Source organism: Comamonas sp. UBA7840 (genome assembly GCF_002501455.1).
Lineage (GTDB): Bacteria > Pseudomonadota > Gammaproteobacteria > Burkholderiales > Burkholderiaceae_C > Comamonas > Comamonas jiangduensis.
In genome coordinates, this window is sequence record NZ_DLTI01000026.1 from 210,430 (window position 1) to 237,097 (window position 26,668).

24 protein-coding genes are annotated in these 26,668 nt (G+C 54.7%); 15 read left to right on the top strand and 9 right to left on the bottom strand.

The annotated features are described in order from the left end of the window. Position 1: 1 nt before the first annotated feature. Together tcuA and B3R00_RS10415 are read right to left on the bottom strand one after the other, a co-directional pair. Positions 2-1,426, bottom strand: coding sequence for an FAD-dependent tricarballylate dehydrogenase TcuA (tcuA, locus tag B3R00_RS10410; protein ID WP_286998948.1), 1,425 nt, complete (start codon positions 1,424-1,426; stop codon positions 2-4). A gap of 90 nt (positions 1,427-1,516) precedes the next feature. Continuing rightward, positions 1,517-2,455: a LysR family transcriptional regulator gene (locus B3R00_RS10415; RefSeq protein WP_286998949.1), complete on the bottom strand. Its 939-nt coding sequence runs from the start codon at positions 2,453-2,455 to the stop codon at positions 1,517-1,519. Positions 2,456-2,875: 420 nt separating this feature from the next. Between B3R00_RS10415 and B3R00_RS10420 the strand changes: the two genes are divergently transcribed. Both B3R00_RS10420 and B3R00_RS10425 read left to right on the top strand, forming a co-directional pair. Then, positions 2,876-4,192, top strand: coding sequence for an amidase (locus B3R00_RS10420; protein WP_286998950.1), 1,317 nt, complete (start codon positions 2,876-2,878; stop codon positions 4,190-4,192). Between the two features lie 217 nt (positions 4,193-4,409). Further along, positions 4,410-5,546 (top strand): GNAT family N-acetyltransferase, encoded by a 1,137-nt coding sequence (locus B3R00_RS10425; protein WP_286998951.1) that lies wholly within the window; start codon positions 4,410-4,412, stop codon positions 5,544-5,546. 11 nt (positions 5,547-5,557) lie between these two features. Here the strand turns inward: B3R00_RS10425 and B3R00_RS10430 are convergent, their stop codons facing one another. From B3R00_RS10430 to B3R00_RS10450, 5 genes are all read right to left on the bottom strand, one after another. Then, on the bottom strand, positions 5,558-6,457 hold the full coding sequence (locus tag B3R00_RS10430; RefSeq protein ID WP_286998952.1) for a TIGR01777 family oxidoreductase: 900 nt from the start codon (positions 6,455-6,457) through the stop codon (positions 5,558-5,560). 208 nt (positions 6,458-6,665) lie between these two features. Beyond that, positions 6,666-7,763, bottom strand: coding sequence for an NAD(P)/FAD-dependent oxidoreductase (locus B3R00_RS10435; RefSeq protein WP_286998953.1), 1,098 nt, complete (start codon positions 7,761-7,763; stop codon positions 6,666-6,668). 5 nt (positions 7,764-7,768) lie between these two features. After that, on the bottom strand, positions 7,769-8,299 hold the full coding sequence (locus B3R00_RS10440; protein WP_286998954.1) for a lipocalin family protein: 531 nt from the start codon (positions 8,297-8,299) through the stop codon (positions 7,769-7,771). A 135-nt stretch (positions 8,300-8,434) separates the two neighbouring features. Further along, positions 8,435-9,916, bottom strand: a complete 1,482-nt coding sequence (locus B3R00_RS10445) for a cryptochrome/photolyase family protein (protein WP_286998955.1) — start codon at positions 9,914-9,916, stop codon at positions 8,435-8,437. Positions 9,917-9,972: 56 nt separating this feature from the next. Beyond that, entirely contained in the window at positions 9,973-10,911 is a 939-nt protein-coding gene (locus B3R00_RS10450; RefSeq protein ID WP_286998956.1) for a MerR family transcriptional regulator, read from the bottom strand. 159 nt (positions 10,912-11,070) lie between these two features. On the opposite strand from B3R00_RS10450, the gene B3R00_RS10455 reads away from it, so the two are divergent. The 11 genes from B3R00_RS10455 to B3R00_RS10505 all read left to right on the top strand — a co-directional run bounded on the left by B3R00_RS10455 (position 11,071) and on the right by B3R00_RS10505 (position 21,512). After that, positions 11,071-12,384 carry an NAD(P)/FAD-dependent oxidoreductase gene (locus B3R00_RS10455; protein WP_286998957.1) on the top strand — a complete coding sequence of 438 codons (1,314 nt, stop codon included), beginning with the start codon at positions 11,071-11,073 and terminating at the stop codon, positions 12,382-12,384. Continuing rightward, positions 12,381-13,196, top strand: a complete 816-nt coding sequence (locus B3R00_RS10460; protein ID WP_286998958.1) for a DUF1365 domain-containing protein — start codon at positions 12,381-12,383, stop codon at positions 13,194-13,196. Before B3R00_RS10455 ends, B3R00_RS10460 begins: the two co-directional genes overlap by 4 nt. Positions 13,197-13,201: 5 nt before the next feature. Continuing rightward, on the top strand, positions 13,202-14,425 hold the full coding sequence (locus B3R00_RS10465; RefSeq protein ID WP_286998959.1) for an SAM-dependent methyltransferase: 1,224 nt from the start codon (positions 13,202-13,204) through the stop codon (positions 14,423-14,425). A gap of 101 nt (positions 14,426-14,526) precedes the next feature. Further along, a complete protein-coding gene (locus tag B3R00_RS10470) occupies positions 14,527-16,221 on the top strand; it encodes a methyl-accepting chemotaxis protein (RefSeq protein WP_286998960.1) in 1,695 nt (564 codons plus the stop codon). Between the two features lie 137 nt (positions 16,222-16,358). After that, positions 16,359-16,868 carry a chalcone isomerase family protein gene (locus tag B3R00_RS10475; RefSeq protein ID WP_286998961.1) on the top strand — a complete coding sequence of 170 codons (510 nt, stop codon included), beginning with the start codon at positions 16,359-16,361 and terminating at the stop codon, positions 16,866-16,868. Then, positions 16,865-18,169, top strand: coding sequence for an MFS transporter (locus B3R00_RS10480; RefSeq protein WP_286998962.1), 1,305 nt, complete (start codon positions 16,865-16,867; stop codon positions 18,167-18,169). The genes B3R00_RS10475 and B3R00_RS10480 overlap by 4 nt, the downstream gene beginning before the upstream one ends. Next, positions 18,166-18,702, top strand: coding sequence for a DUF3833 domain-containing protein (locus B3R00_RS10485; protein WP_286998963.1), 537 nt, complete (start codon positions 18,166-18,168; stop codon positions 18,700-18,702). Before B3R00_RS10480 ends, B3R00_RS10485 begins: the two co-directional genes overlap by 4 nt. 11 nt (positions 18,703-18,713) lie before the next feature. Beyond that, on the top strand, positions 18,714-19,496 hold the full coding sequence (locus tag B3R00_RS10490) for an SDR family NAD(P)-dependent oxidoreductase (protein WP_286998964.1): 783 nt from the start codon (positions 18,714-18,716) through the stop codon (positions 19,494-19,496). 5 nt (positions 19,497-19,501) lie between these two features. After that, the gene (locus B3R00_RS10495) at positions 19,502-19,978 is read left to right on the top strand and encodes a nuclear transport factor 2 family protein (protein WP_286998965.1); all 477 of its coding nucleotides are present in this window, start codon (positions 19,502-19,504) and stop codon (positions 19,976-19,978) included. 12 nt (positions 19,979-19,990) lie between these two features. Continuing rightward, on the top strand, positions 19,991-20,680 hold the full coding sequence (locus B3R00_RS10500) for a glutathione S-transferase family protein (protein WP_286998966.1): 690 nt from the start codon (positions 19,991-19,993) through the stop codon (positions 20,678-20,680). Positions 20,681-20,732: 52 nt separating this feature from the next. Then, the gene (locus B3R00_RS10505) at positions 20,733-21,512 is read left to right on the top strand and encodes an EAL domain-containing protein (RefSeq protein ID WP_286998967.1); all 780 of its coding nucleotides are present in this window, start codon (positions 20,733-20,735) and stop codon (positions 21,510-21,512) included. A gap of 201 nt (positions 21,513-21,713) precedes the next feature. On the opposite strand, the gene B3R00_RS10510 is transcribed toward B3R00_RS10505, so the two are convergent. Beyond that, a complete protein-coding gene (locus B3R00_RS10510) occupies positions 21,714-22,358 on the bottom strand; it encodes a sulfite oxidase heme-binding subunit YedZ (protein ID WP_286998968.1) in 645 nt (214 codons plus the stop codon). After that, positions 22,358-23,356 carry a protein-methionine-sulfoxide reductase catalytic subunit MsrP gene (msrP, locus tag B3R00_RS10515; RefSeq protein WP_286998969.1) on the bottom strand — a complete coding sequence of 333 codons (999 nt, stop codon included), beginning with the start codon at positions 23,354-23,356 and terminating at the stop codon, positions 22,358-22,360. Before msrP ends, B3R00_RS10510 begins: the two co-directional genes overlap by 1 nt. Positions 23,357-23,599: 243 nt before the next feature. On the opposite strand from msrP, the gene B3R00_RS10520 reads away from it, so the two are divergent. Together B3R00_RS10520 and B3R00_RS10525 are read left to right on the top strand one after the other, a co-directional pair. Beyond that, entirely contained in the window at positions 23,600-24,265 is a 666-nt protein-coding gene (locus tag B3R00_RS10520; protein ID WP_286998970.1) for a heavy metal response regulator transcription factor, read from the top strand. A gap of 2 nt (positions 24,266-24,267) precedes the next feature. Further along, positions 24,268-25,728, top strand: a complete 1,461-nt coding sequence (locus B3R00_RS10525) for a heavy metal sensor histidine kinase (protein ID WP_286998971.1) — start codon at positions 24,268-24,270, stop codon at positions 25,726-25,728. Positions 25,729-26,668 lie beyond the last annotated feature (940 nt).

Here is a 26,668-nt window from a genome sequence, read left to right on the forward strand (position 1 = left end):
CTTAAGCCTCGTCTTTCACAGCGCCGTGTTCGGCGTCTTTGCCGGCTGCAGCCAGTGCGGCATTGCGCCCTGCAATGCGCCCAAAGGCCGTGCCAATCGACATGCCCACGCCTGCGGTGTAGCCCTTGCCCAGTACGTTGCCAGCCATCATCTCGCCCGCCACAAAAAGGTTGCGGCTGGGTTGGTCGGCAAAGCGCACGGCAGCGGTGTCATCCACCTTCAAGCCCAGATAGGTAAACGTGACGCCGGGGCGCAGCGCGTAGCCATAGAACGGCCCAGTATCGATGGGGCGTGCCCAGTGCGTTTTTGCGGGCGCCACGCCTTCGGTGTGGCAATCGTCCAGCGCGGTGTGGTCAAACTTGCCCACCTTGCACGCGCTGTTGTAGGCGGTCATGGTTTGCATGAAGGTGTCTACATCCAAGCCCAGCTTTTGTGCCAGCTCGGGCAGGCTGTCGGCCTTCACACCCGGGAACACGGGCGGCATAAAGCGGCCAATGGCCTTGCTGTCTATGATCGAATAGGCAATTTGGCCAGGCTGCTGGGCCACCAAGCGGCCCCAGATGGCGTAGCGCTTGGGCCAGAAATCTTCGCCCTCGTCGTAAAAGCGCTCGGCCTCGCGGTTGACCACCACGCCCAGCGATACGCAGTCAATGCGGGTGCAGATGCCGCCGTCATACAGCGGCGCGCGGGCATCAATCGCCACCATGTGGGCCTGGGTGGGGTCGCCAATGCCGTCAACCTTGTGGTCGTCCAGCAGGTGCTTGAGCAGCACCCCTTTGTTAAAGGCGGTGCCACGGATGATGAAATTGTCGGCCGGCCATTCGCCGCGCTCGTTCTGGCCCCATGCCTCGCGCAGCCATTCACGGTTCGATTCGAAGCCACCCGCAGCCAGCACACAGCTCTTGGCCTTAATACGCTGGCCTTTGACATAGGCGGCTTTGAACACCCCATTCTCGATTTCTAGCCGATCTACGGGCGATTCGTAGCGCACCTCCACACCCAGCGCCTCGGCACTGCGGTAGTAGGCGTTGACCAGTGCTTTGCCGCCACCCATAAAGAACGCATTGGTGCGGGCCACGTGTAGCGCGCCCGACAGCGGGGGCTGAAAGTGCACGCCGTGCTGGCGCATCCAGTGACGGCAGGTGGAGGAGGCGCGGATCACCATGCGCGCCAAGTGCTCGTTGGTGATGCCCCCCGTCACTTTGAGCAGGTCTTGCCAGTATTCCTCTTCGGGGTAGGCCTCCACCAGTACATCCTGCGGTGCATCGTGCATGCAGCGCAGGTTGCGGGTGTGGGCGGAGTTGCCGCCGCGCCATGCGCGCGGGGCTGACTCCAGCAGCAGCACGCGGGCACCTGCTTCGCGCGCCATCAGCGCGGCGCACAGGGCGGCGTTGCCACCACCGATGACCAAAACATCGGTGTCCATCAATCTCTCTCCTTGCAGTCTCACTCGTAGGGAAGATCGACTGTAGGGAGCGCGCCCGGCCCTGGGTAGGGGGGGCAGGGAATGGGGGTATCAGTTTTTGTGATGGCTCAGCGTGGCACCGGCCCAGGTGCCGCTGGTCACCAACTGTTCAGCGCAGTCGCGCAGCACCACGCGGGCCGCCAGCGCAGCGGGTGATAGCTCATCTTCCGACAGGCCGCACAGCATGGCCGGGCGGCGCACTTGGCCGTCCACGATTTCCGACCACAGAAATTCGCCCTGCGTGGCGTGGTGCAGCTTGACGGCCGACCAGGGCTGTACCGTGGCACCCATACCTGCCATCACGGCCTCCATCAGCAGTGGCAGGCCGTCAATTTCTAGCGCCATGTTCAACGGCAGGCCCGCATGGGCAAACGCGGTGACGATGGCGTTGCGCAGCCCGTGACTGCCCGAGGGCAGGATCAGTGGCACGCCGCCCATCTGCGCCATGGTGGTGGTGGCCGTGTGCGGGCACACTGGGCTGCGCTTGGACTGGATCAGGTAGAGCTTTTCCTCCAGCAGCGGCTGTACGCTCCAGCGGCGGGCGCTCTGCGCATCGAACAGGATGGCCAGATCCAGCTGGCGCGCATTCAGCAGGCTGGTGAGGTGGCCCGACAGCGCCGACACCATGTGCAGGCGCACCTCGGGGTAGCGCTGGCGCATGGCCTGCATCAGCGGCAGGCCGAGCACAGAGGCAATTGTGGGTGACAGCCCAATGCTCACGGCCCCCGACAGCCGTGCCAGTTGTGCCGCGTGGATGGCCTGCTCGGCGTGCCGCAGCGTGAGCTGGGCCTCGTGGAAAAAGGCCAACCCGGCTTCGGTAGGGGTGGTGCCTTTGCTGCTGCGTTGCAGTAGCCGGGTGCTGAGCTCACCTTCTAGTCGGCTGATTTGCTGGCTCAGCGCAGACTGCACCATGTTCAGTTCCATGGCAGCGCGGCTCATGGAGCCCAGTTCTACTACACGCACAAAGTAGCGCAGTTGGCGCAATTCCATCATCAATCACTCGCTGTTTTGCCAGCCAAGTGGCAGTGTTCATCGGATAACCGCCGACGATAGACGGTTTATCTATCTTTGCCGATGTGAGTTTTGCGTATTCAGGCATGCGAGAAATCTTGTGTGCACGAACTCGTGCACTGATTGCGCGCTCTTGGCTTCGGGAAAACGCGGTGCTGCAGCTCCACCATGATGAAGCCATGTCATCGCTATACACACTCCATAGCTTGATTCGGAAGCATGCTGGTGCATTCACCCAAGATGGTGTGATGGCCTGTGCGGCGGCGGTAGCTAACGGGGGGGGCTGCGCCCCTGTCCAAGTTTGGGGATGCTGTGGCATGACCCGGTAAGCGGGCGTTTTTGGCGTCACCGCAATCCGGTTGAAATCTCGACCGAAGTCGCGTGATAGAGTTTGTCGCTATGTCTCAAACTTGTGTTCAGCGTACCCAAACGGCGCTACAAAAAATTGCAGCGGCTGGCGACGAGGGTGCTCGAATTTTTACGAAGGTCTATACGGAATCGGCGCACGCAGAAGCCGTAGCGGCCGATGCCCGCGCAGCACTCGGAATTTCTTTGAGTCCTATAGATGGACGAATCGTTTCGATCAAAGATTTGTTCGACGTGGCTGGTGAAGCCACCACGGCAGGCTCCAAAGTCATGTGCGATGCGCCAGCGGCAGCGCAAGATGCGGTCGTTGTACAGCGCTTGCGTGCCGCAGGGGCGGTCATCATCGGTAAGACAAATATGACGGAGTTCGCGTTTTCCGGTATTGGTATCAATCCACACTATGGAACTCCGGGAAATGCCAAGGATGTCACCCGCATTCCTGGTGGGTCGTCGTCAGGCGCAGGGGTCGCGGTAGCGCGCGGTATGTGTGAAATTGCGATTGGCTCTGATACCGGGGGCTCTGTGCGCATTCCATCTGCACTGAATGGCGTGACCGGCTTTAAACCCACGCAAGCGCGCGTAACGCGGGAAGGGGCATTCCCGCTGTCTTATTCGCTCGACACGGTGGGGCCTCTGGCTGCCAATGTGCTTGACTGTGCAAAGGCAGACAGCGTTTTAGCCGGTGAAAAATGGGTGCCTTTGCAAGCGCGCAGGCTGGAGGGCTTGCGCATCGGCATCCCCCGTGGTTTGCTTTTTACGCAGGCCGATCAAGCCGTGCTGCTTGCATTTGAGCAAGCGCTCCAAAGACTGGAAAATCGTGGTGTCAAGCTGATCGATGCGGATCTGGATGCACTCATCGCCGCCCCTTTTCAGCTGCAGGAGGCCGGGACTCTGATTGCGTGCGAAGCAGCACAGATTCACCAGGCACTGTTTGCCAGTGGCAAAGATGCGCAGTTAGATGGCTTGGTAAAGGCGCGTATCACGCGCGGTCAAACCATTCCAGCCTCGCATTACGTCGCTGTCCAGCAAGCACGCGGGCAGCTGCAAAAAGCGTTTGATGCCGCGATTGCAGATTTCGACCTATTGATTTTGCCCACGGTGCCCGTGGTTGCCCCTTTGATCAAGAGTTTGGAGGATGCTGATGCGTTCAACCGAGCGAACTTACTGGTGCTGCGCAATCCTTCAGTGTTTAATTTTTACGATGTGCCCGCAGCTTCATTGCCTTTGCCGCGTGCGGCCAACGAGTTGCCTGTTGGGCTGATGGTGGTGGCAAAGCGGGGGCAAGACAGGAACTTGCTGGAGCTCGCACACTGCCTGGGTACAACGGTAAGCGTCTCTTCAAACGGTTGAAAAGAATCCTTGCTGACAATGATTCTTTTGAATTTTTGCAGACGGTATCTAGGGCAATAATTGGATCAAAAATTTGCCTCACACATGGATATGCTGGTGGATTGGCTGCAGCTGAAAGACTGCGGCTATGCCTATTAATTTCCCAGTTTGCTGTATTGGCCCGTGGAGGCATTTTCAACAACGCGCCTTTGCGCAGGCCGTTTGTTGACAGAGCCACATGAATTCCACTGCATACACACTTTCTATCGTTGATACGCTCAATGAAGTTGCCACCGAGCGCTGGCAAAACTTGGCTGCAGGCAACCCTTTTGTGGGCTATCACTACTTGCGCCTGTTGCAAGAGACGAATTGTGTGCATGAACGACATGGATGGTATCCACGCTATCTGCTGTTGCATCACAAGGGTGAGCTAGTAGGCGCGGCCCCTTGTTTCTTCAAAACCCATTCGCGGGGCGAGTATGTTTTTGATCAGGGGTGGGCCCAAGCATTCGCGCAACATGGCTTGGACTATTACCCCAAGCTGCTGGTGGCTTCGCCATTTACCCCAGTGCAGGGGCCACGGTTACTGGCTGCGAATCCCCAGGCACGCCAAGTTTTAGCACAAGGTTTGCGTCAACTGTGTGAGGAATCCCAAGCTTCATCGGTACACGTATTGTTTGTCCAATCGGAGGATATTTTTGCTTTGCAGCAAGCGGGCTTCATGGTGCGTGAAGGCGTGCAGTTCCATTGGAAAAATCAGGGTTATGACAGAACGGAAAGTTTTTTGGCCAAGCTTTCTCAGGACAAGCGTAAGAAAGTGCGGCAAGACAGCAAATACGTGGCCGCAGCTGGCATCACCTATCGTTGGCTAGAAGGCCCAGAGCTTTTGCCAGAGCATTTGGCATTTTTTTATGCGTGCTACGTGCAAACTTATGAGGAGCACCATTCCCAGCCCTATTTGACGGAAGACTTCTTTCAGCGTGCACATCAGGAAGAGGCACTGAATCTTGTGCTTATATTGGCCGATCGTGCAGGAGTGCCGGTGGCATGTGCGTTGAACGTGCGTGGGGGCAGCACTTTGTATGGGCGTTATTGGGGTGCCCAAGAGTTTGTCAAAGGGCTGCACTTTGAAACTTGCTACATGCAATCAATTGCCTATTGCATTGCCAATAATGTGCAAGTGTTTGAAGGTGGGGCGCAGGGGGAGCACAAGATGGCGCGAGGTTTGTTGCCAGTTACCACCTATTCTGCGCACTACGTTGCAGACCAGCGCTTCGCCCCAGCGATCGCTGATTTTTTGCGAAGGGAGACCGCTGCCGTAGATGGCTATGTCGAGCAATTGCAGGCCGCCAGTCCCTTCAAGCAAGAGCCATAAAGATAGAAAAATTACTTATGAGATAGTAGTTGATGCAGTGCTTCTTGGAGATTGCCGTAGCGCCAAGTAAATCCTGCTGTCTGCGCACGTTGTGGTTGTAAGCGTTGTCCACCGAGTAGCAGCACGGACATTTCTCCAAGTGCTAGACGCAGCGCCCAAGCGGGTGCAGGGAGCAAGGCAGGCCTGTGCAAACTGCGGGCAAGTGTCTGGGTGAAGGTGATATTGCGCACTGCTTGCGGAGCGCAGGCATTGAATGGACCACGACATTCCTCATGGTTGAGAAGAAAGTCAATCAGGTTGACCTGATCTTCAAGGTGTATCCAGGGCATCCATTGCTGGCCATCACCCAATCTGCCGCCAAGCCCCAGCTTAAAAAGAGGTATCAGTCGCGCTAGCATGCCGCCTTGGGGGGCTAACACTGGTGCTGTGCGCAGCAGCACCACACGAACTCCGAAGAGATTGGCGCGCTCGGCTTCTTGCTCCCAAGCAATACATAACTGGCTGCCAAAATCTGCCGCTCCGGCAGGGCTGCTTTCATCTAGCAAAGCTTCAGCGCCATCGCCGTACCAGCCCACGGCAGATCCCGATAGAAGTACTTTGGGTGGCTGGGGCTGCTGCTTCATCCAGTCAACGAGGGTGCGCGTCAGATCAATGCGGCTGCTCCAGAGAACTTGCTTGCGAGCAGCCGTCCAAGGGCGGTCGGCAATCGGCGCTCCAGCAAGATTTATCACTGCATCTAACGGCGTTTGCTGAAGTTCTTGCAAGCTTGAAATGCCGTGTGCGCCGCTGCAAAGTTGGGCCACTTTGTTGGGTTCGCGGCTCCAAACCCACAGTTCATGGCCTTGCCGTTGCCAGTACTGACACAGTGCCCGTCCAATCAATCCAGTTCCGCCAGTCAGCAGGATTCGCATAGGTTTCTCCTTGGTCAGATAGTGAGGAATAGTTGGCGTGCTCATAGCTGATCTGGGTGTCACCCCTATCAAGTAACACGAGCAGTCTATTCAGGGGCAGGGCGCTCGCGATACTTGATGCAATCTCGCTGCCTAGCGATGCCAATAGATCCATTTATTGCAGCTATGAAATACCAGATGCAGTACTGGCAGGGCCATTTATGGTGATTCACCTTATGGCGGATAGTGAGATGCAGTTGGCTTGCGCAGTATTGCAGCGTAGTGACGAGTGAACCTGTTGGGCGAGATTGCGGCCGCTGAGCCATGCGCCCTCCACAGTGCCACTTTGTAGCCAGTCTCCGCACAGCCCTAGGCCTGCTTGGGGATCCCACCAACACCCCACATTGGCTGGTGAAACGCTGTCTGCATACAGCCATCGGTGAGCCGTAGCTTTTACGCTGGTTGGTGTTGGCCCTCCCAACTGCGTAAAAGCCTGTAGCAGCATTGTTATGACAGTCTGCAACTCGTCATCTACATGTGCTTGGCTCCAGCTGTGGCTGGCGTGTAAAAGCCAAGTTTCAGGGCCGCCGCGGCCAGGCTTGCTGTTATCGCGCGCTATCCAGCGTAGCGGGCTGTTTTCAATAAAACAACCATCCAAGGGCAGAGGCACAGGCTGAGGGCAGCGGACCATTAACGACCAGCATGCTCGCATACGGATACTCTGCGAAAGCGTAGTTGCTTCCGGTGAAACTGTTGCAACGAGTGGCACGGCTTGGGGTGCGGGAACTGCTATGAGCACTGCCTGGTAACGCGGTAGTTCTGCGCCATTTTCAGGGCTGTGCAGTGACCAACCTGGTTCATCGCATGCAGATGTGTGCAGCGGTTGAATGGTGGTTTGCCACTGAAAGCGAACAGGGTTAGGCAGCTTTTGCATGCTGCGCACCATGTGCGCGGCGGGCGAGGTCATGCGGGGCGTCCCGACGAAGCGTTCCAACTTGCTGGCTTGCAGCTTGAAGCCATGTCCATCATGTGTGCCGATACGAGCTTGCCACGGTGCTGCGACGGACTCTTGCTCCCACTCAGCGGCTTGCTTGCGAAAATCAATATCCCTCGCAGTGAAATACTGAGCTCCGTGGTCACATTGCCAGTCAACCAGGTTGTCGTTGCTGCGTCGTGTGCTCATGCGTCCAGAAGGGCCGCGACTTTTGTCAAACACATGCACGCTATGCCCATCTAGGGACAAAAAATGTGCGCACGACAGGCCTGCCATACCAGCGCCGATGATGGCGATAGGGTTGTCCTTGGGGTGCTTGGTAGAGATGGTCATGGAGATTAAGGCTGGTGAGCAGGGTCGGTATTTGTATGGGTGACCCAGATGAAAGCTTGGGTATCAATGCCCAAGGCTTGAGCGCGTTGCACGATGGCGTCCAAACTCTCACGCGGCAGGGATTTCTCGCGGGCCAAAATCCAAGCGTAGCTGCGGTTTTCGCCTACCACCAATGCCCAACGGTGGTTGGGGTCTAGCGCTACCACGTGGTACCCACCGTAAAACGGGCCAAAGAAAGACACTTTCAGTGATGCTTTATTTGAGGGGCCGGTGAATAGCGCTTTGCCAATGGCTTCTTTCCACTGACCTGAAGGGCCGCGCAGCCCACGATTTATGACTTGTACGCTGCCATCTGACTGTGGAAGATAGGTTGCAGATACATCAGTCATGTCACGCTCGAACCAGTGGTCGAGCCTGGCAATCTCATACCAGCGACCCTGGTAGCGCTTCACATCGAATCCGTTAACGACCTGCATACCTGCGGGTGGCGTGCTGCTGGCGCAGCCTGCAAGCAGGGCCGCTACACCCAAGAGCATGATCAGGAAGCAATGTGTTGCAGAGAGTCGATAAAGCCAGGGTGAAGCAGGTGGGTGTAATGTCATGATGAACTTCGATGTGGGCGCGGTATAGCCGATAAAGATGGGGCACTGGCCATGGTTGCGTTTTACACGTCAAGCCTCTTTAGCACTTAGAAAATGAAAGCGCATCAAGGTGCGCTTACGTGCGGCGGTGTGATTCACAACGGGGAGAGGGTAGTCCTGCCCTAGTCGTACACCGAAGCCCTGCAATTGCAGGGGCGGCATTGCAGCAGGGAAGTGGATGTGCTTGGTGGGCAACTCGGCCAGTTCGGGGACATATCGCCGTATAAAGTGGCCCTCTGGATCAAAGCGCTCCGACTGTGTAACCGGGTTAAAGATGCGGAACCATGGCTGTGCATCGCACCCAGTGGATGCAGCCCACTGCCAGCCACCATTGTTGGCGGCCAGGTCGTAATCATTCAGGTGCTCGGCAAAGAAGCGTTCGCCCCGGCGCCAGTCAATCCCCAGATCCTTGGTGAGAAAACTGGCAACCACCATACGCAGTCGGTTGTGCATGTAACCGGTCTGTAGTAACTGGCGCATAGCGGCGTCCACAAGTGGATAGCCGGTGCGACCTTCGCACCACGCTTGCCACAGTTCGGGCGCTTCATCCCATTGGACTCGGTCATATTCCGGGCGGAATGATTGGCTGACGACATGAGGGTGGTGGCACAAAATCATGAAATAAAAGTCACGCCATGCCAGCTCAGACAGCCAAGTTTGCGCGCCTTCGTCACCCAGCTCTGCTTGCTTGTGTGCCAGTTGAGCGAGTTGGCGGATCGAGATGGTGCCAAAACGCAGATGCACAGAAAGATAAGACACGCCTTTGCGTCCCGGAAAGTCACGAGCCTCCTTGTAGGCAGTCATGCGGGGCAGAAAGTTGGCGAGTAGCTGCTGGGCGCCACGCAGCCCCATAGGCAGTGGCAATGTTTGCAAATTGGTGGCGATAAAGCCCAGTTGTTCCAGCGTGGGGATATCAGTGGGGAGAGTTAAGGCTGCCAGATGGTGTGCATAGCGCGCTACGGGGTAGGACTTGCGCTGGAAGTCGTCCAGCTTTTGGAGCCAAGCGCGCTTGTACGGTGTGAAAACGCTGTAAGGATGGCCTTGCTGGGTCAGTACCTCGCTGCGGTCTAGCAGCACTTGGTCTTTGTAGTCACTGAATCCGATCCCAGCGCTGTGCAGGAGCTCTTTCACCTGTTTATCGCGTGCAACTGTTTGAGGTTCGTAGTCACGATTGACCAGTACTTCTTGCACGCCTAAGGCCCGGGCCAGCTCGATAATGCTGCTTGCTGCCGAGCCGTGACGCACGATCAGGCCTGCACCCGGCACCCCGCTGCGATCGCCCAGAGCCTGCAGTTCTTCGTGAAGTTGCAGCACACTGGCGTGAATGAATTCAACACGCCGGTCATACCGATTGGAGAGTGCATCCAGGATTTCGGTGTCGAAGACAAAGACGCAGAACACCTGATCAAAGCGGCGCAACGCGTGAAACAGTGCCGCATTGTCATCCCAGCGGAGGTCACGCCTCAGCCAGACTAAGGCGCGGGTTGGGGAATTAGCAGGCCGTTCAGACATCGTGAATTGCAATTTGTTGAAAAGCTAGTGGTGCTTGGAGCCAGAAGATCAATCGTTCATCGTGTCTCGCGCCACTGGGTCACGAGCGCTGGTATGCCGTGCAGCGCTTGCATGGCAGTAATGCCTTCCCAGTGTTTCTGGTACAGCGCCTGACACGACCCACCAACCCATATGCCTGTGGCAGCGTTCAACTCGCTACGCAGTGCGCGCAGGCTGCTTTGAACGCTGACTTGGCTGTGCACATTGCTGAAACTGAGAGCGACAACGTCCACTTGATGGGCATGAGCAGCACGGGCAATGTCGGTAATCGGTGTTTGGGTACCCAAAGAGATGCACTCGCAGCCTTCCAATGTGAGCAGCGCCTCCGCCATGAGTAGGCCTAGGCCATGCATCTCTTGAGGGAACGTGGTGAGCAACACCTTGGGACTTCTGCTCAGTTCGGAGTGTTTTAGATTGCCCAGGCTGCTACGTAAGACATTGGTGACTACCTCTGTGTACAGGTGCTCTTCGAACACCTCAAACCTGCCTTGTGCCCAAGATTCCCCCACTGCAGTCGTCAGCGGTGCAACCACCTCTGTCACGAATGCCCCTAACCCTTTGCGCATCAGGGTGCGTTGCAGGTCATCGCGCAGTAGGGCGGTGTGGTGAGACTCGATGGCACTCAGCAGCCTTCTGATTTCTTCTGAAGGAGCTGGTGCTTTTTTATTTGTCTTGGACAAATCAGGAATTTTGTCTAATAGTTCGTAAATTGATTCATTGCTGAGATGAGCTACCTTGCCTGGTCTGTGCCCCGCATCTAACAAGCGGCGAATAAGTTTGAGACGTTGTACCTGATCGAGGGGGTACAGGCGATCATCGGCCGCATCCCGCAGAGGCTGAGGAAAACCATAGCGCTTTTCCCATGCACGTAGTGTGTCTTTGGAGATGCCCGTTTCGCGCTCAACAGCGGTGATAGGTAAAGCACCATGTATTTCGTTTGGCAAAGATGATGTCATTGTGCGTAGAAGTGGTGCTGTATCGCGAAGGGCAATAGTCAACATCAGCGTTGGGCAATAGTTTAAATTGTCTAAGACAAATATGCTTTTGTCTATTACATTACATGGAGGTTATACAGATTTTTGTTGAAAAAGCGTTCGCACAACACAAGGTGACTTATGAAAGTAGCTGTGATTGGTTCTGGTATCTCAGGTTTAGCGGCAGCTTTTAGTTTGAACAAGCATGCGCATGTGACCTTGCTGGAAGCAGGTTCTTATTTCGGGGGGCACACCAATACCGTAGATGTCACCCTGCCAGATCCGCAGGGCAGGCCTGTGACGCATGGTGTCGATACGGGTTTTTTGGTCTTCAACGAGCGCACCTACCCTGCGCTGATTTCGCTGCTGGCGAGCTTAAAAGTTCCGACGGTGTGCACAGATATGTCTTTTTCTGTGCAGGTGCCAAGGGCTGGCTGGCTGGGTGGTGCACTCGAATGGAGCGGCTCAAACTTGGCAACGGTGTTTGCGCAGCGCAGCAATCTTTTGAGACCCCGTTTTTGGCGCATGCTCCGCGAGGTTTTGCGCTTTAACCAGCTTTGCACTCGTATTGCTGAGGCCAACGAAGAAGCTGTATTGACGCAGCCGTTGGCTGATTTTTTGAAGACACACAGGTTCGACAACGAATTTCGTGACTGGTATTTTTTGCCGATGCTGGGCTGCATCTGGAGTTGCCCCACAGATCAAATGCTGCAATTTCCAGTGGCCACCATGATTCGCTTCTGTCACAACCATGGCTTGATACAGATAAACAAGCGTCCCAAGTGGTGGACGATCCCTGGAGGTGCAAGGCAGTATGTGCAGCAGATCACTCGCCAGTTACCTGAAGTGCGGTTGAACGCTGCGGTAGAGCGTATTGTTCGCCATGCACATGGCGTGGAGATCCACATCGCTGGCCAAACCGAGCATTTCGATGCGGTTGTACTGGCTGTGCATAGCGATCAAGCTTTGCAGTTGCTGGATAAGCCCACAGCACAAGAGCAGCGTGTTTTAGGTGCTATCCAATACCAGCCGAATGTGGCCGTTTTACACACGGATGCATCTGTGATGCCCAAGCGCAAAGCAGCTTGGGCGGCTTGGAATTATGAGCGTGCACCCTCGGCGTCACGTGAGTCATCGCGCGTGTGTTTGCACTACTGGCTCAACAGACTGCAACCCTTGCCTTTTGCGCAGCCGGTGGTGGTGTCGCTGAACCCTGCTCGAGAAATTAATGCATCCAAGGTGTTGGCAAAGATTGACTATGCACACCCCGTTTTTGATCTGGAAGCGATACGGGCGCAAGCCCTGATTCCCTCAATCCAAGGTCATCAGCGCACATGGTTCTGTGGGGCCTGGACTGGTTACGGTTTCCATGAGGACGGATTGAAGTCTGGGTACGCAGCAGCGGAAAGTTTGTTGCGTGCGCAACTCACAGTGCTTGAGAGGCAGGCGGCATGAACCAAGTCAAACCAGCGTCACCATGTGACGTACCGCTGATCGGATTTGGCTACGTCCGACATCAACGTTTGCGCCCGCGTGTGCATCGTTTTGTATATCCCACTTTTTTTCTGATGCTGCCTATGCGTACCTTGCAAAGACAGCCATTAGTTGCGGGTGTTTTGGCATTCAATCGCCTTGGCGTACTGGGTTTTCGGGACAGTGACCACGGAGACGGTCGCGGCGCTGCACAAGGCGGTGCGTTGGCATGGCTGGAAGAGGTGCTACATGCGCAAGGCATTTTCGATGCGGATGGTGAAATCTGGCTGCAGTGCTACCCACGTGTTTGGGGCTATAGCTTCAAGCCGGTTAGCTTTTGGTACTGCCAGCGCAGCAACGGCAGTTTGCGTGCAATTGTTGCTGAGGTGAACAATACCTTTGGTGAGCGCCACACCTACGTACTGGATCGGCCCCAGTATGGTCAGGAAGTGATGGCGCATAAGGTCTTCCACGTTTCCCCTTTTTGTCCCGTTGAGGGTGGTTACCGGTTTGAATTTAAGCGCACCGGCGAGCACGGCTTGGGCGCTGTCAGCGTGCGCGTGGACTATGACGATACGCATGGACCACTGCTGCTGACAGGCGTAGGGGGGCGCTTGCAGCCGCTGAACGCTTCTGCACGCCGGTATGCGCTGTGGCGCTACCCGTTGATGACGCTCGTGGTCACTGTGCGCATCCATTGGCATGCGCTGCGGTTGTGGCTCAAGCGTGTGCCTTTTTACAGCAAGCCGCAGCCGCCTTTGCAGTCGGTTTCCCGATCTTCTACGCTCCGTTAAAGACCATGCATCCCACAGCACCCACATCCGCCACTGCCGCCTTACCTACGGACCTCCCTGCTTTTGTGCGCACAGGACTGCGCTTGCTGCAAGGTATACGCCATGGAAGTTTGCTGCTGGAACTCCCTGATGGACGCCAGCTGCGTTATGGCTCGAACAGTTCGCCTTCTGCCGCCATGCGCTTGCGCAATTGGAATGTGTTTCACGCCGTGATGCGCTCTGGCGATATTGGCTTGGCAGAGAGCTATATCGATGAAGACTGGACGACGCCGCATTTGGCGGATCTGTTTCGCCTGCTGCTGGCCAATCGCGAGTCTCTGGAATCGTTGGTGTACGGCTCTTGGTGGGGGCGTTTGGCGTACCGTCTGCGTCATGTGCTGCGCCGCAATACCAAAGCCAACAGCCGTAAAAACATCCATGCGCACTATGACTTGGGCAACAGCTTTTATCAGCTGTGGTTGGACCCGAGCATGAACTACTCCTCGGCGTGGTTTGAGGGCAATCTGCACGGTGACTTTACGCAGGCCCAGCACGCCAAAGTGCGCCGTGCATTGCGCAGTGCAGGCGTGCAACCTCACCAACGTGTGCTGGAGATCGGTTGCGGCTGGGGTGCGCTGGCAGAGATGGCTGCGAAAGAGTTTCAAGCCGATGTGGTGGGTGTAACGCTGTCGATCGAGCAGCTTGCCTATGGCCAGCAACGGATGGAGAAATCAGGTGTGCAAGAACGCGTCGACTTGCGCTTGCAAGACTACCGAGATATCCAAGATGCCTCCTTCGATGCCATTTGCTCCATCGAAATGATTGAGGCGGTGGGACAGGAGTACTGGCCCACTTACTTTCGCCATATGCACCGCTTGCTCAAGCCGGGCGGCAAAGCCTGTGTTCAGGCCATTGTGATCGACGACACACTGTTTGACCGCTATATCCAGGGCACGGACTTTATCCAGCAATACATTTTCCCCGGGGGGTGTTTGCCCAGTCCGTCGCGTATTCGCGAAGAGGCTGCTCGTGCAGGCCTGCGTGTTCAGGAGGAATTTGCATTTGGCCAAGACTATGCCGAGACCCTGCGACGCTGGCATCAGCGCTTTGTGCAGCAGCGAGGTCAGGTGTTGATGCAAGGCTTTGATACCCGGTTTTTGCACACCTGGGAGTTTTATTTGGCGTACTGCGAGGCGGCTTTCAGCATGCGCAATATTGACGTGGTGCAGTACACGCTGGTGAAAGACTGACAGCCGCTCCCTTGAGCGGTGTGACGAAAAAATAGCGCCATACACGACGCTGTGTTCGGCGCTGTACCGATGGTGTGCCCAGATCCTTTTTAGGAAACCTTATGTTTTTTTCACGAATGACTGTCGCAGCCCGCCTGTATGTAGGCTTTGGCTTGATCGTTGCGTTGCTGGTGGTGGTTACAGGTGTGGCTGTGGTGAAGGTGGATCGTATCGAGCGCGCTTTGCGTGCTAATTCAGACATCTACTCCCAAGTTCAGCGCAATGCGATCAACTTTCGAGGCTCCGCCCATGACCGCTCAATCGCTGTGCGCGACTTGGTGTTCAGTCCAACGCCCAACGAGCGTGCCAAAGAAGTTGCCACCATCGCAGCGCTGGCAGACTTTTATGCCCAGTCGACCCAGTCACTGGAGGCATTGCTGAAATTGCCAGGCGTGAGTCCGGAAGTTCACCCCTTGTATGCCGACATAAAAAAGGCCGAAAGCCAAGCAGTCACCACGACCAACACCATCATTGAACAAGTGCGTGAGGGCAATGCAGCGGCAGTGGACACCCTCTGGAGCCAGGCCAAACCGCAGTATGTGCAATGGCTGGCGTCGATCAACCGTTTGATTGATTTCAAAGAAAAGCACATTCAGGCCACTAACCAAAATGCCATGGAAGAAGCCAGTGGCTTTTTGCGCGTGATGTTTACCGCCCTGACGCTGGCACTGATTTTGAGCGCCGCCGTTGCCTGGGGCGTGGCCCGCAGCATCGTGCGCCAATTGGGGGCGGAACCCAACGCTTTGGCGCAGGTGGCGCGCCAGGTGGCGCAGGGTGATTTGCATCCCGTGGCTGGTGTTGCACGTGCTCAGTCAGACAGTGTGCTCGCATCACTTGGAGCGATGCAGACCAGCCTGGCTCAGGTGGTGGACAAGGTGCGTGATGCCTCGAATGCGGTAACGCAAGGTGCCGATGAGATCGCGGCAGGCAATGCGGGTTTGCTGCAGCGCACCGAAGAGCAAGCGAGCAATTTGCAGCAGGCCTCTGCCTCGATGGAGGAGATGACCTCATCGGTCAAAAACAATGCCGATACAGCCCGCCAAGCCGCTCAGCTTGCTGCATCTGCCAGCGACGCAGCGCACAAGGGGGGCGAGGTGGTGACGCAGGTGGTGCACACCATGGAAGACATCAGCGCAAGCAGCTACCGCATTGCAGACATTATTGGCGTCATTGACTCGATCGCTTTCCAGACGAACATTTTGGCGCTGAATGCTGCGGTGGAAGCCGCCCGTGCCGGTGAAGAGGGGCGTGGCTTTGCCGTCGTGGCCGGCGAGGTGCGCGCTTTGGCGCAGCGCAGCGCAGATGCTGCGCGTCAAATTAAAGCCTTGATTGAAACCAGCGTGGCCAAGGTGGAGCAGGGCACGCAACTGGTCAATGATGCAGGCACGACCATGACCGATATCGTTGCCCAAGCGCAGCGCGTGGCAGGTCTGATTGCTGACATCAGTCGTGCCACGGCCGAGCAGACACAAGGTATTGCACAAGTGGGGGGCGCAGTGGCGCACCTGGACCAGGCCACGCAGCAAAACGCTGCCATGGTGGAACAAAGTGCCGCTGCAGCCCAAGCTTTGCGCCACCAAGCCGCGCAGCTGGGGGCCGCGGTACGCGTATTTCGCTTAACGGGGGTGGACAGTGCTTATGAATCACGCCACTTGCCAGCGCATCGTTTGCAGGGCACTGCACCAGCACTGACCCCTGCAACGCTGCGCAATGCCACTGCGGCGCGCATCACCAAGTTACAGACAGCTCAGACGTGATGGATCTGACACGCTGCATCTAAAACCATAGCTTCTAAGGTAGGTTGCATATGCTTAAACACCGAATTTATTCATTGAAGTGTGTGCTGTTGCAATGGAGTGTGGCATGTGCAGTCTGGGGGGCTGTCCCGACTGGAGTGGCTCACGCCACGCCAGAGACCGCCCCATCGGCTGCGGTACAGCAGGCGGTGCTGCAGCCACGTCTGGCAGGACAAGGGCAAATGCGCTTTTTGGGTTTGCGGATTTACGATGCACTCTTATGGGTAGGCCCAGAATTCGATGCGCAAGCATTTGGCCAACACCGTTTGGCGCTGGAGCTGATTTACCACCGCGCTTTCACGGGACAAGCGATTGCGCAGCGCTCTGTCCAAGAAATGCAGCGCCAGCGCAGGTTGGGTGAAGAATTAGCCCACCGCTGGACGCAAGAGTTGGCGCAGTGGTTGCCTGACGTGCAGCCAGGCGACAAGCTCACGGGCTTGTACCTGCCTGGCCAAGGGATGCAGCTGTGGCGGGGGGGCCAACCCCTGGGCACGGTCAATGACCCTGAGTTGGCACGCTACTTTTTTGGTATCTGGCTGTCGCCACAAACTTCAGAGCCTGGTTTGCGCAGTGCCTTGCTGGCAGGTCTTGGTAGGGTGGCGCCATGAGCACCCCTGATGCATCCGCGCCAGATGCGCTGCCCTGGCGCTCTGGCTTGACCTATGGCTTGCTGGGCTTTCCACTGGCCTTTGCTGCACTGCCTTTGTACGTGGTGCTCCCCAATCACTATGCGCGCAGTTTTGGCTTGTCGCTCGCCACCGTGGGGGCTTTGCTGATGGCAGTGCGACTGGTGGATGCCGTGGTCGAACCTTGGCTGGGGCGTGCCAGCGATGCATTGTTTGCCCGAGCAGCCCGCGCAGTGTGGCTGGTGGGTGGCGCTGCGGCACTGTTTCAATGGCTGGGCATGACGGGTTTGTTTTTTCCGGCAGTGACGGAGGACGCCGGATTGGCGGTGTGGCTGGTCAGTGGCTTGCTGCTGACCTGTATGGCCCACAGTCTGCTGGTAATTACTCACCAAGCTTGGGGGGTACGCCTGGGAGGCGATGATTTGCTGCGCAGTCGGATTGTGGCTTGGCGCGAGGGCCTGGGGCTGGCAGGCGTGATTGCGGCTTCGGGTTTGTCGGTTGTTTGGGGGCCTAAGGCCATGCTGGCTGTATTTGGTGTGGCCTTGTTCTTGGGGTGGGCGCTGTGGTGGCGTGCGCCACAGCCTGTTCCTTTGCGTGGCTCGCCGCAAGCTGCGATCTCGGTGTGGCAACCTTTGGCGCAACCTGCGTTTCGGCGGTTGTTGGCCGTGTTCATGAGCAACGGTATTGCCAGTGCCATCCCTGCCGCCCTCATGCTGTTTTTTGCGCAAGACCGGCTGCGTGCCAGTGAAGAAGCTACTGCGGTTTTTCTGGTGCTGTATTTCATATGCGCTGCGGCCTCTATGCCGTTGTGGCTGCGCGTGGTGCGCCATTTAGGGCTGGCCCGGAGTTGGTTATTGGGCATGTTGCTGGCCGTGGTCTGCTTTGCCTGGACTGCAGGTTTGGGTACAGGGCAGATTCCAGCCTTTGCCCTAATTTGTGCACTGACAGGTGTGGCTTTAGGTGCGGACCTGGCCTTACCCGGCGCCTTGTTAGCGCGGTTGATTGAGCGCCAAGGTGCGCAGGGTAGCCGCGATGGGGCTTACTTGGGCTGGTGGAGCCTGGCCACCAAGCTCAACCTGGCGCTGGCTGCGGGCGCAGTATTGCCGCTGCTGCAGTGGCTTGGCTATGCACCAGGCAGTCAAGATGAACACGCGTTGCAGCATCTGGCGTGGGCCTATGCCCTGGTGCCTTGTGCGCTCAAATTACTGGCAGCGCTGTTGCTGTATGTGTTGCTAATCCGCCGGGAGTCTTTACCGGCATCGGACAGGAGGTATCCATCATGAACCAACGTCGTACTTTATTGATAGCAGGTCTGGCAAGTGTGGCAACGCTAGCAGGGTGTGCAGGCCCGCAGGTGAGTGACTATGTGCAGCAAAAACCGGTCCTGGAGCTGGACCGCTATTTCAATGGCCGTGTGTTGGCCCACGGCATTTTTCAAAAACGTGATGGTGCCGTAGCCCGACGCTTTACTGTGGTCATGGACTGCCACTGGGAAGGCAACCAGGGCGTGCTGGATGAGCACTTTAGCTATTCGGATGGCAGCACCGAGCGCCGCGTATGGCGTTTGACCAAGCATGCCGACGGGCGCTACACCGGGCGGGCCGATGATGTGGTGGGTGAGGCGCAGGGGCAAACCTCTGGCAACGCCTTCCGCTGGAATTACACCTTGCGCTTGCCTGTGGACGGCAGTGTGTACGAAGTGCAATTTGATGATTGGATGTTTTTGATGGATGACCGCGTCATGCTCAATCGCGCCACCATGAGTAAGTTTGGCATTCGCTTGGGCGAAGTATTGCTTTCATTCACCAAGGTTTAAAGAGAAGGCCTATGTCGCTCAACCCTCGCATTACCAATTGGCAAGGCCAGCGCGTCTGGCTGATTGGCGCTTCCACAGGCATTGGCCGCTCGCTGGCAGAAGCGCTGCATGCGCGGGGAGCGCAAGTGATTATTTCTGCCAGGCAGCAAGCGCCTTTGATGGAGTTTGTGGCGCAGCACCCCGGGAGCCAGGCGCTGCCTCTGGATGTGACGGATCGCGAGGCCGTGGAACATGCGGCGCAGCAACTGAATGCGCAAGGTGGTTTGGATTTGGTGTGCTATTGCGCAGGCCACTACAAGCCTATGCGTGCCGATGCGATGGATTTGGATGAGTTGTTGCGCCACCAGCAAGTGAACCAGACCGGGGCTTTGCATGTGGTTGCTGCGGTGGTGCCCGCCATGCTGAGCGCAGCGCGCGATGGCCGCTCACCCCACCTCAGTTTGGTGGCCAGCGTAGCTGGCTTGCGTGGACTGCCGCAGAGCTTGGCCTATGGCCCGACCAAGGCCGCTTTGATCAATCTGGCGGAGACACTGTTTCTGGATTTGCGCCCCAAGGGGGTAGCAGTGAGTGTGGTGAACCCGGGTTTTGTAGCCACGCCATTGACCGCACAGAATGACTTCCACATGCCTGCGCTGCTGACACCAGCGCAGGCAGCACAAGCCATGCTCCAGGGTTGGCAGCGTGGGGCCTTCCAAATTCATTTTCCACGCCGCTTTACAGCCTGGTTGCAGCTGTTGCGGGTGCTGCCCTATCGCTGGTACTTTGCGCTGGTGCACCGCATGACAGGGTTGTGAGTCTTATGCAGCACAACTCTGTGATTTCTCCGGAGGTTGAGGCCGGTGTGCAACGGGTGGTGCAGTTGTATGAGCAGCTCACCCCAGAGCGGCTCAACAGCTTGCACACTTGTTACGCCCCGCACGCGCATTTCAAAGACCCCTTCAATGATGTGCGTGGGCTGGAAAATATTCGGAAGGTCTTTGCGCACATGTTCACGACCGTGGAGGCTCCTCGCTTTGTCGTGACGGAGCAGTTGGTGCAAGGCCAGCAAGCCTTCTTGGCTTGGGAATTCCACTTTCGCATGCGTCGCTGGCGCAAAGGCGTGCCGCAGTGCATCCGAGGCGGGACCTTGTTGCAGTTGAATGCGCAAGGCCTGGTGCTGGAGCACCGTGATTATTGGGACACAGCCGAAGAACTGTACGAAAAGCTACCTTTGCTCGGACGTTGTATGGCCTGGCTGCGTCGCGCTGGGTCTGCAACAGCTTCCAGCAAACCATGAAAGACTGATGCTATGGCGTTGACAGTGCACCATTTAGAGATGTCGCGTTCACAGCGCATACTGTGGCTACTGGAAGAGTTGGGTGTGGCCTATACCTTGAAAATGTATCGGCGTGATCCGCAAACCAAGTTGGCACCACCTGCGTTGAAAGAAATTCATCCCCTGGGTAAGTCGCCTGTAATTACCGATGGCGAGTTAGTGATAGCAGAGTCTGGCGCCATCATTGAGTTTCTGGTCGAAACTTATGGCACACAGGCCCCTTCAGACCTCTCCCATTTACAGCCAGCTCGCAGCACACAGGCTTATCGGCAATGCCGCTTTTGGATGCACTATGCAGAAGGCTCACTCATGAATTGGTTGGTCATGAAGCTGGTGTTTGACAGCATTCCACGCCAGCCAATGCCTTTTTTTGTCAGGCCTATTGCTCGAGCACTATGCTCTCAGGTACACAAAAAATTGGTGTTGCCAAACGTGCAGACTGCGCAGGTGTTCATAGAAAAGCACCTCGAGCAGCACCAATGGTTTGCTGGTGAGCACCTGACGATGGCAGATTTCCAGATGAGCTTCGCTGTAGAAGCTTTGTTGGCGCGCGGAGGTGAGCAAACCACGCCCTATTTGCAAGCCTACTGCCAACGTATGCAGGCCAGGCCAGCGTACCAACGTGCTTTGCAAAAAGGTGGGCCCGTATTAATGTCAGGCTAGAACCGATTGTTACACTCAGCCAAGCTGATATTGCCCGACACGGCATTTTTATATGATTCCACCCATTCAAAACACATCCATTCCGCCTTGTAAAAAATGCCATGATCGTGCGCCACTCGAATTGGCATTCAGCATGGCATTCCAGCCGATTGTGGATGTGCGTACCAACACCATTTTTGCCTACGAGGCATTGGTACGAGGGCTAGATGGCAGTGGTGCTCTGCAAATTCTTAGCCAAGTGACGGAAGATAACCGTTACCAGTTTGATCAAGCCTGCCGTGTCCAGGCGGTGAGTTTGGCTGCACGTTTGGGTATCAAGAGCCACGTGAGCATCAACTTCCTGCCCAATGCGGTGTATGAGCCTGCTGCATGTATCCGTAAAACCTTGGAAGCAGCAAACGAACACCAGTTTCCCACCCATCAACTCATTTTCGAAATTACAGAGAATGAACGTGTGGTAGACAAAGACCACTTGAAACGTATCATGCAGGAATACCGCCGCAGGGGTTTCAAAACTGCGATTGATGATTTTGGCGCTGGATATTCTGGACTCAATTTGCTGGCGGAGTTTCAGCCTGACATTATTAAGCTGGACATGGAGCTGGTGCGAGATATCGGGAGTAATCCTGTGCGCCAAGCCATCGTGCAAGGCATCTTAGGCGTTTGCAAGGCACTGTCGATTGAGGTCATTGCAGAGGGCGTTGAAACTGAATCTGAGTTTCTAACTTTGCAAGCAATGGGGGTGTACTACTTCCAAGGTTATTTTTTCGCGAAACCCGCGTTTGAAAGTTTGCCAGAGGTGAACTGGCCCCGGATAGAAGCACTGTCTTAAGTTGCGATGATGAATTGATTGCGGCCGCTTTCTTTGAAGGCATAGAGTGCTTGGCCGCAATAGAGAAACTGACTGATCTACTTAATTCATCAATATAAATCTAAATTAGTCAGATATTTTATTTTTAATCATGCTATTTTACTATATCGCTGTGATTAATAATTATCTGCATATTGATTCATTGGACTGATATAAATAATATTATTTATTTGGCTTGAAAAATTTTCCTAAATAATTTTTTCTCCAAGAAAAATATATTCTGCTGGATAGTAATAAAAAAACAATAGATCCATAATAAAAAACCTCTGTTAGATTATTTTTGCCTAAGCGCATCCAATAAAAGTGAAGCACTGCCAACCAAGCTGCCACATACACGGTACGGTGTAGTCGCTGCCAGCGTGCGGCGCCGATGGCTTTAAGCATTCCTTTGGGTGATGTCAGTGCTAGCAGCAGCAACACCACCATCGCTAACAAACCCGCCAAAACAAAGGGACGCTGCAATACGTCGCCCCAGATGCTTGCCCATTTCCACTCCATATCCAGCCCAGCGTAGCTGACAGCATGTAACAGCGCATAAAAAAAGGCAAACAAGCCTAGTAAGCGACGCATGCGTGCTAATCCAGTAAGGCCAGAAAATAGGCGCAGGGGAGTAACTGCCAGTGCTACGCATAGCGCCCGCAATGCCCAGTCGCCCGTACTTCGGATTAATGCTTCAGCTGGGTTTGGGCCCAGTGCATTCAGCAGCAGTTGCCCCACCAAACTGGCCAAAGGGGTCAAGCACAACAGCCATAAGAAGGGCTTGGCACTGGTATGCAGCAGCGCTTGGTTCAATGTGTTGCGCAGCATTAGAAATTACGGCGCAAGTCCATGCCGGTGTACAACTGCGCAACCTGCTCCGCATAGCCGTTGAACAGTTCAGTTCGACGTTTAGGGGCAAATAAACCACCTTGGCCAATCACGCGTTCTTGCGCTTGGCTCCAGCGGCGGTGGGGTACATCAGGATTCACATTCGAGTAGAAGCCATATTCATGGCGTGCTGCTTTGTTCCAGGCGGTAGCGGGCATGTGCTCGACAAAGCGGATTTTGACCAAGCTTTTGGCACTTTTAAAACCATATTTCCATGGCACCACCAACCGCACTGGGGCGCCGTTTTGGTGAGGCAGCACTTCACCATACATGCCAAACGCCAACAGCGTCAGTGGGTGCATGGCTTCATCCAGACGCAGCCCTTCGGTGTATGGCCAGTCGAGAACGCCACTGCGCAGGCCCCGCATTGTTTGAGGATCAGCCTGGGTCACAAACTCTACATATTTGGCACTACCCATGGGCTGCACCCGCTCAATCAGTTTCGAAAGCGAATATCCCACCCAGGGAATCACCATGCTCCAGGCCTCGACACAGCGCAGACGGTAAATGCGCTCTTCCATAGGACTGAGCTTGAGTAAATCATCCAGATCCCATACTCCCGGCTTATGTACCAAACCCTCTACTTGTACTTGCCATGGCCGCAGTGTCATAGCACTGGCATAGCGTGCAGGATCACTCTTGTCCAAACCAAATTCATAAAAATTGTTGTAACCCGCTGCGTGGGTATAGGGTGTGAGTTCGGTATTGAGCGTAGCCCCTGCCACTTTGGTTTTATGCCCTGCCAATGCCGCAAATTTTCCTGGTGCTTGCACCATCGAGGCCTTTGCATCACGGGCAGCCCAAGCTGCGACCACGGGGCCTGCGCCCCCCGCAGCCAAGAGTTTCAATACATTGCGTCGATCTGCAGCCACAGAGGCTGGAGTAATCTCACTGGCAGCATGATGTGGGAACGAAGAAGTTACGCGTCGCTTAGTCATACAGTTTCAAGAAGTAAAGTAAAGAAAGTTCCAGCCTTCAGGTACCGCAGAGGGCCCACATCCGTAGCTCCTGCTGCTCATGGCTTGCATAGACAGCGCACCACCCTTGGCATACCCACGAACAATGCTGAGCTTCTATTTTCGGGGGGGGGAATTAACAGCGTCATTGCGCGCAGATTACTTTTTTGTCATCTTACTCAGTAAAATGTGTAATGTTTTCTGAGTGCAGCGATAATTCATGCTATGAAAATATTAATTATTGAAGATGAGGTCAAATCAGCTCTATATTTACAAAAAAGCTTGAATGAATCAGGCTATCAAGTCAGTGTGAGCCACAACGGAATCGACGGCTTATTTTTAGCGCAGTCTGGCGATTTTGATTTATTAATTTTGGATGTCATGCTCCCGGGTATCGACGGCTGGAACCTCATGGAGCGACTGCGCGCGAACAGCGCCATGCCAGTGCTTTTTTTGACTGCACGCGACAGTGTCGAAGACCGTGTCAAGGGGCTGGAGTTAGGCGGTGACGACTATTTGGTCAAGCCCTTTTCATACGCAGAGTTACTCGCACGCGTGCGCACATTGCTGCGTAGGGCTCCTTTGCGTCCCCAAGAGTTTTTAACGCTTGGAGATTTGCAAATTGATGTTCTAAAGCGCCGCGTACAACGTGCAGGCCAACGCGTTGACCTGACTAACAAAGAATTTGCTTTGCTGCATTTACTGGTCCAGCACCAGGGACAGGTGCTTTCGCGCAGCCAAATTGCTTCTCAAGTGTGGGATATGAACTTTGACAGCGATACCAATGTGGTTGATGTTGCTATACGCCGACTGCGCGCCAAGGTGGACGATGGCTTTGAGTGCAAGCTGATCCAAACTGTGCGTGGCATGGGTTATCGGATTGAGGGCTGAGCATGAAGCATTCCCTGCGCAAAATTAGCTTGCGGCTGCGCTTGGCTTTATTATTTGCATGCACCAGCGCAGTATTATTTTTCGGCATGGGATTGTACATTTACCAAAGTTTGGAAAAAGAAATTGCACACCGTGAAGATATTTCCTTAATTGGTCGAATTGATCGTATTCAACAACTGCTGCACAGTGACATAAGTTTGGAAACATTGATTCATACTCCACAAATTTATGCCAATATGCTGGGTAATAACGATAATATTTTGTGGATTCTGAGCGCGCAAGATCAAGTGCTCTTGGAGGTCAACCCTACGCACATTGCCTTGCCGAAGCTACCTGCGCAACTCTCAGTAGCTCAAACAGCAGCGCAGCCTTCTCAAGCGGTGACGAAGGGCACGGAGGAGTCTTTCGGCAGCACGGAAAGCACTGCCCTGCCGCAGGTGCAGCTGCTCACCACTTCGGCGCCCTACAAGTCGCGCCTCGCCTGGGCACAGCTTCGTGTGGATGATCAGATGTTGACCGTGATCGCGGGCCGACTCCTGGCTGAACGCTCAGCAATGTTACAGACCTACCAGCGTGATCTAGGGGGGGCTTGGTTGCTCGGAGTGGCTCTGGCGTTTGCTGTGGGTTGGGAAGTGGCGCGTCGTGGTTTACGACCTTTGCAGCGATTGAGCGAGCAAGCACAAGCGATTGGTCCCCAGCAACTGGCCATTCGCTTGCCCAGTGCGCAATATCCTGCAGAACTACAAGGGCTGACACAGGCGCTCAACACGATGCTGCAGCGTTTGGAGGAAGGCTTTGCCCGTTTATCTAAATTTTCAGAAGACTTGGCCCACGAAATCCGTACCCCACTGCATAACCTTATGCTGCACAACCAGTGGGCGCTGAGCCAAAGTCGCACAGTCAGCGAGCACGAAGCACGTCTTGTTTCCCAGCAAGAAGAATATGAGCGCCTGGCCCGCATGATTGACAGCATGCTGTTTTTGGCCCGTGCTGAACATCCATCTACTCCTTTGCAGCGGCAGACGTTAGATCTGGCTGCGCTAGGGACACAGCTGGCGGACTATTTCGAGGGGATGGCACAGGAGAAATACATGACCATCCAAGTGGAGATGCATGGGCAAGTGTGGGCCGATAGTAGTTTGCTACGCAGAGCGCTGGCCAATTTGGTTGCCAACGCCCTACGCTATGGAGATGCGCACAGCGCTATTGTGCTGAGCAGCTTTCACACAACCAGCGTCTGTCTGTTGCATGTCTGTAACCAAGGGCCAGACATAGATGTCAAGCATTTGCCACAATTATTTGACCGCTTTTACCGCTGTGAGCCTTCACGCAGTCAAGCAGCAGACTCTGGTGGATTGGGTTTGGCGATTGTGAAAACGATTATGGATTTACACCAAGGTCGTGTCTTTGTTAAGAGTGAAGGTCATACCACTTGCTTTACGTTAGAATTCCCTCTGGAATAATAAAAGTTTGAATTTTTTTGAGGATATATTAATAAGTATTTTTTAACATTTTGGGCTGTTGACATCATCTTTTTTTATAATCTTACCGAAGTACTTGTACTTCGTTTCCTCATAGTGTGGAAATCCGTTGCAAAGAGCTGTGACGAAAACTAAAAACCCTATTTTCTGCATTCACTTATTAGGTTAAGGGTGATGTCCGTGAGCTGATTGATTATCCAAAGGGTAGTACTACCTGCAAGAAATTTAAAGAGGTAGGTCAAAGTCTGGAGGACGTTTATCTTTAGAATGCACTGTACTGAACGCGTAAAAAATCCATGATTTTTTGTGTAAATATTACAAATTTCTAATTTTATTAAATTAAGCTGAAAGACATTTAAGGGTTGATTTCTTGATATTTTCAGGTGGTGAAAATGTTAAATTTAAAAAAAATGCCTGCTGGGGAATTTTCTTGAAATAAATGTAAAGTGAGAAAGCTCTAAAAGAGCTACACAGGCAGAAGCCTCTAAAATTGAATTCTGCATCGCATTGAGTAGAACGCAGATTTTCGTTTTGTTTGAGCTTTGATTGCAAGCAACCTAAGTCATGGGCAGGTTTAAGCACACCTTATAAATTAGAGGGAGTAAGCTAAACATCCGAAATTAGTGCAGAACCCTCAGTTTGTGGAATTATTTAATTCGACAGCGTGAGTCAATCGCACAGCATTTATACAGCAGCGCTAAATCGCGAAGTAAGAAAGCTAAAAATGATGAGTAGCAATGGGATTGCCGCCACAAAAAAAGGCATCAAATAGTCTGTAAAGCGCGGCGTCTTTGTTGCTACAGAAGTGAATGCACAGATAGTCCACATAGCTTTTTTCCAGGCGCTTTGTGGCCCCTACTTTGATGAATATCATCCATCATGGCTGGATTCGTTATCCTCGTTGTTGATTTCCATCCAGAAG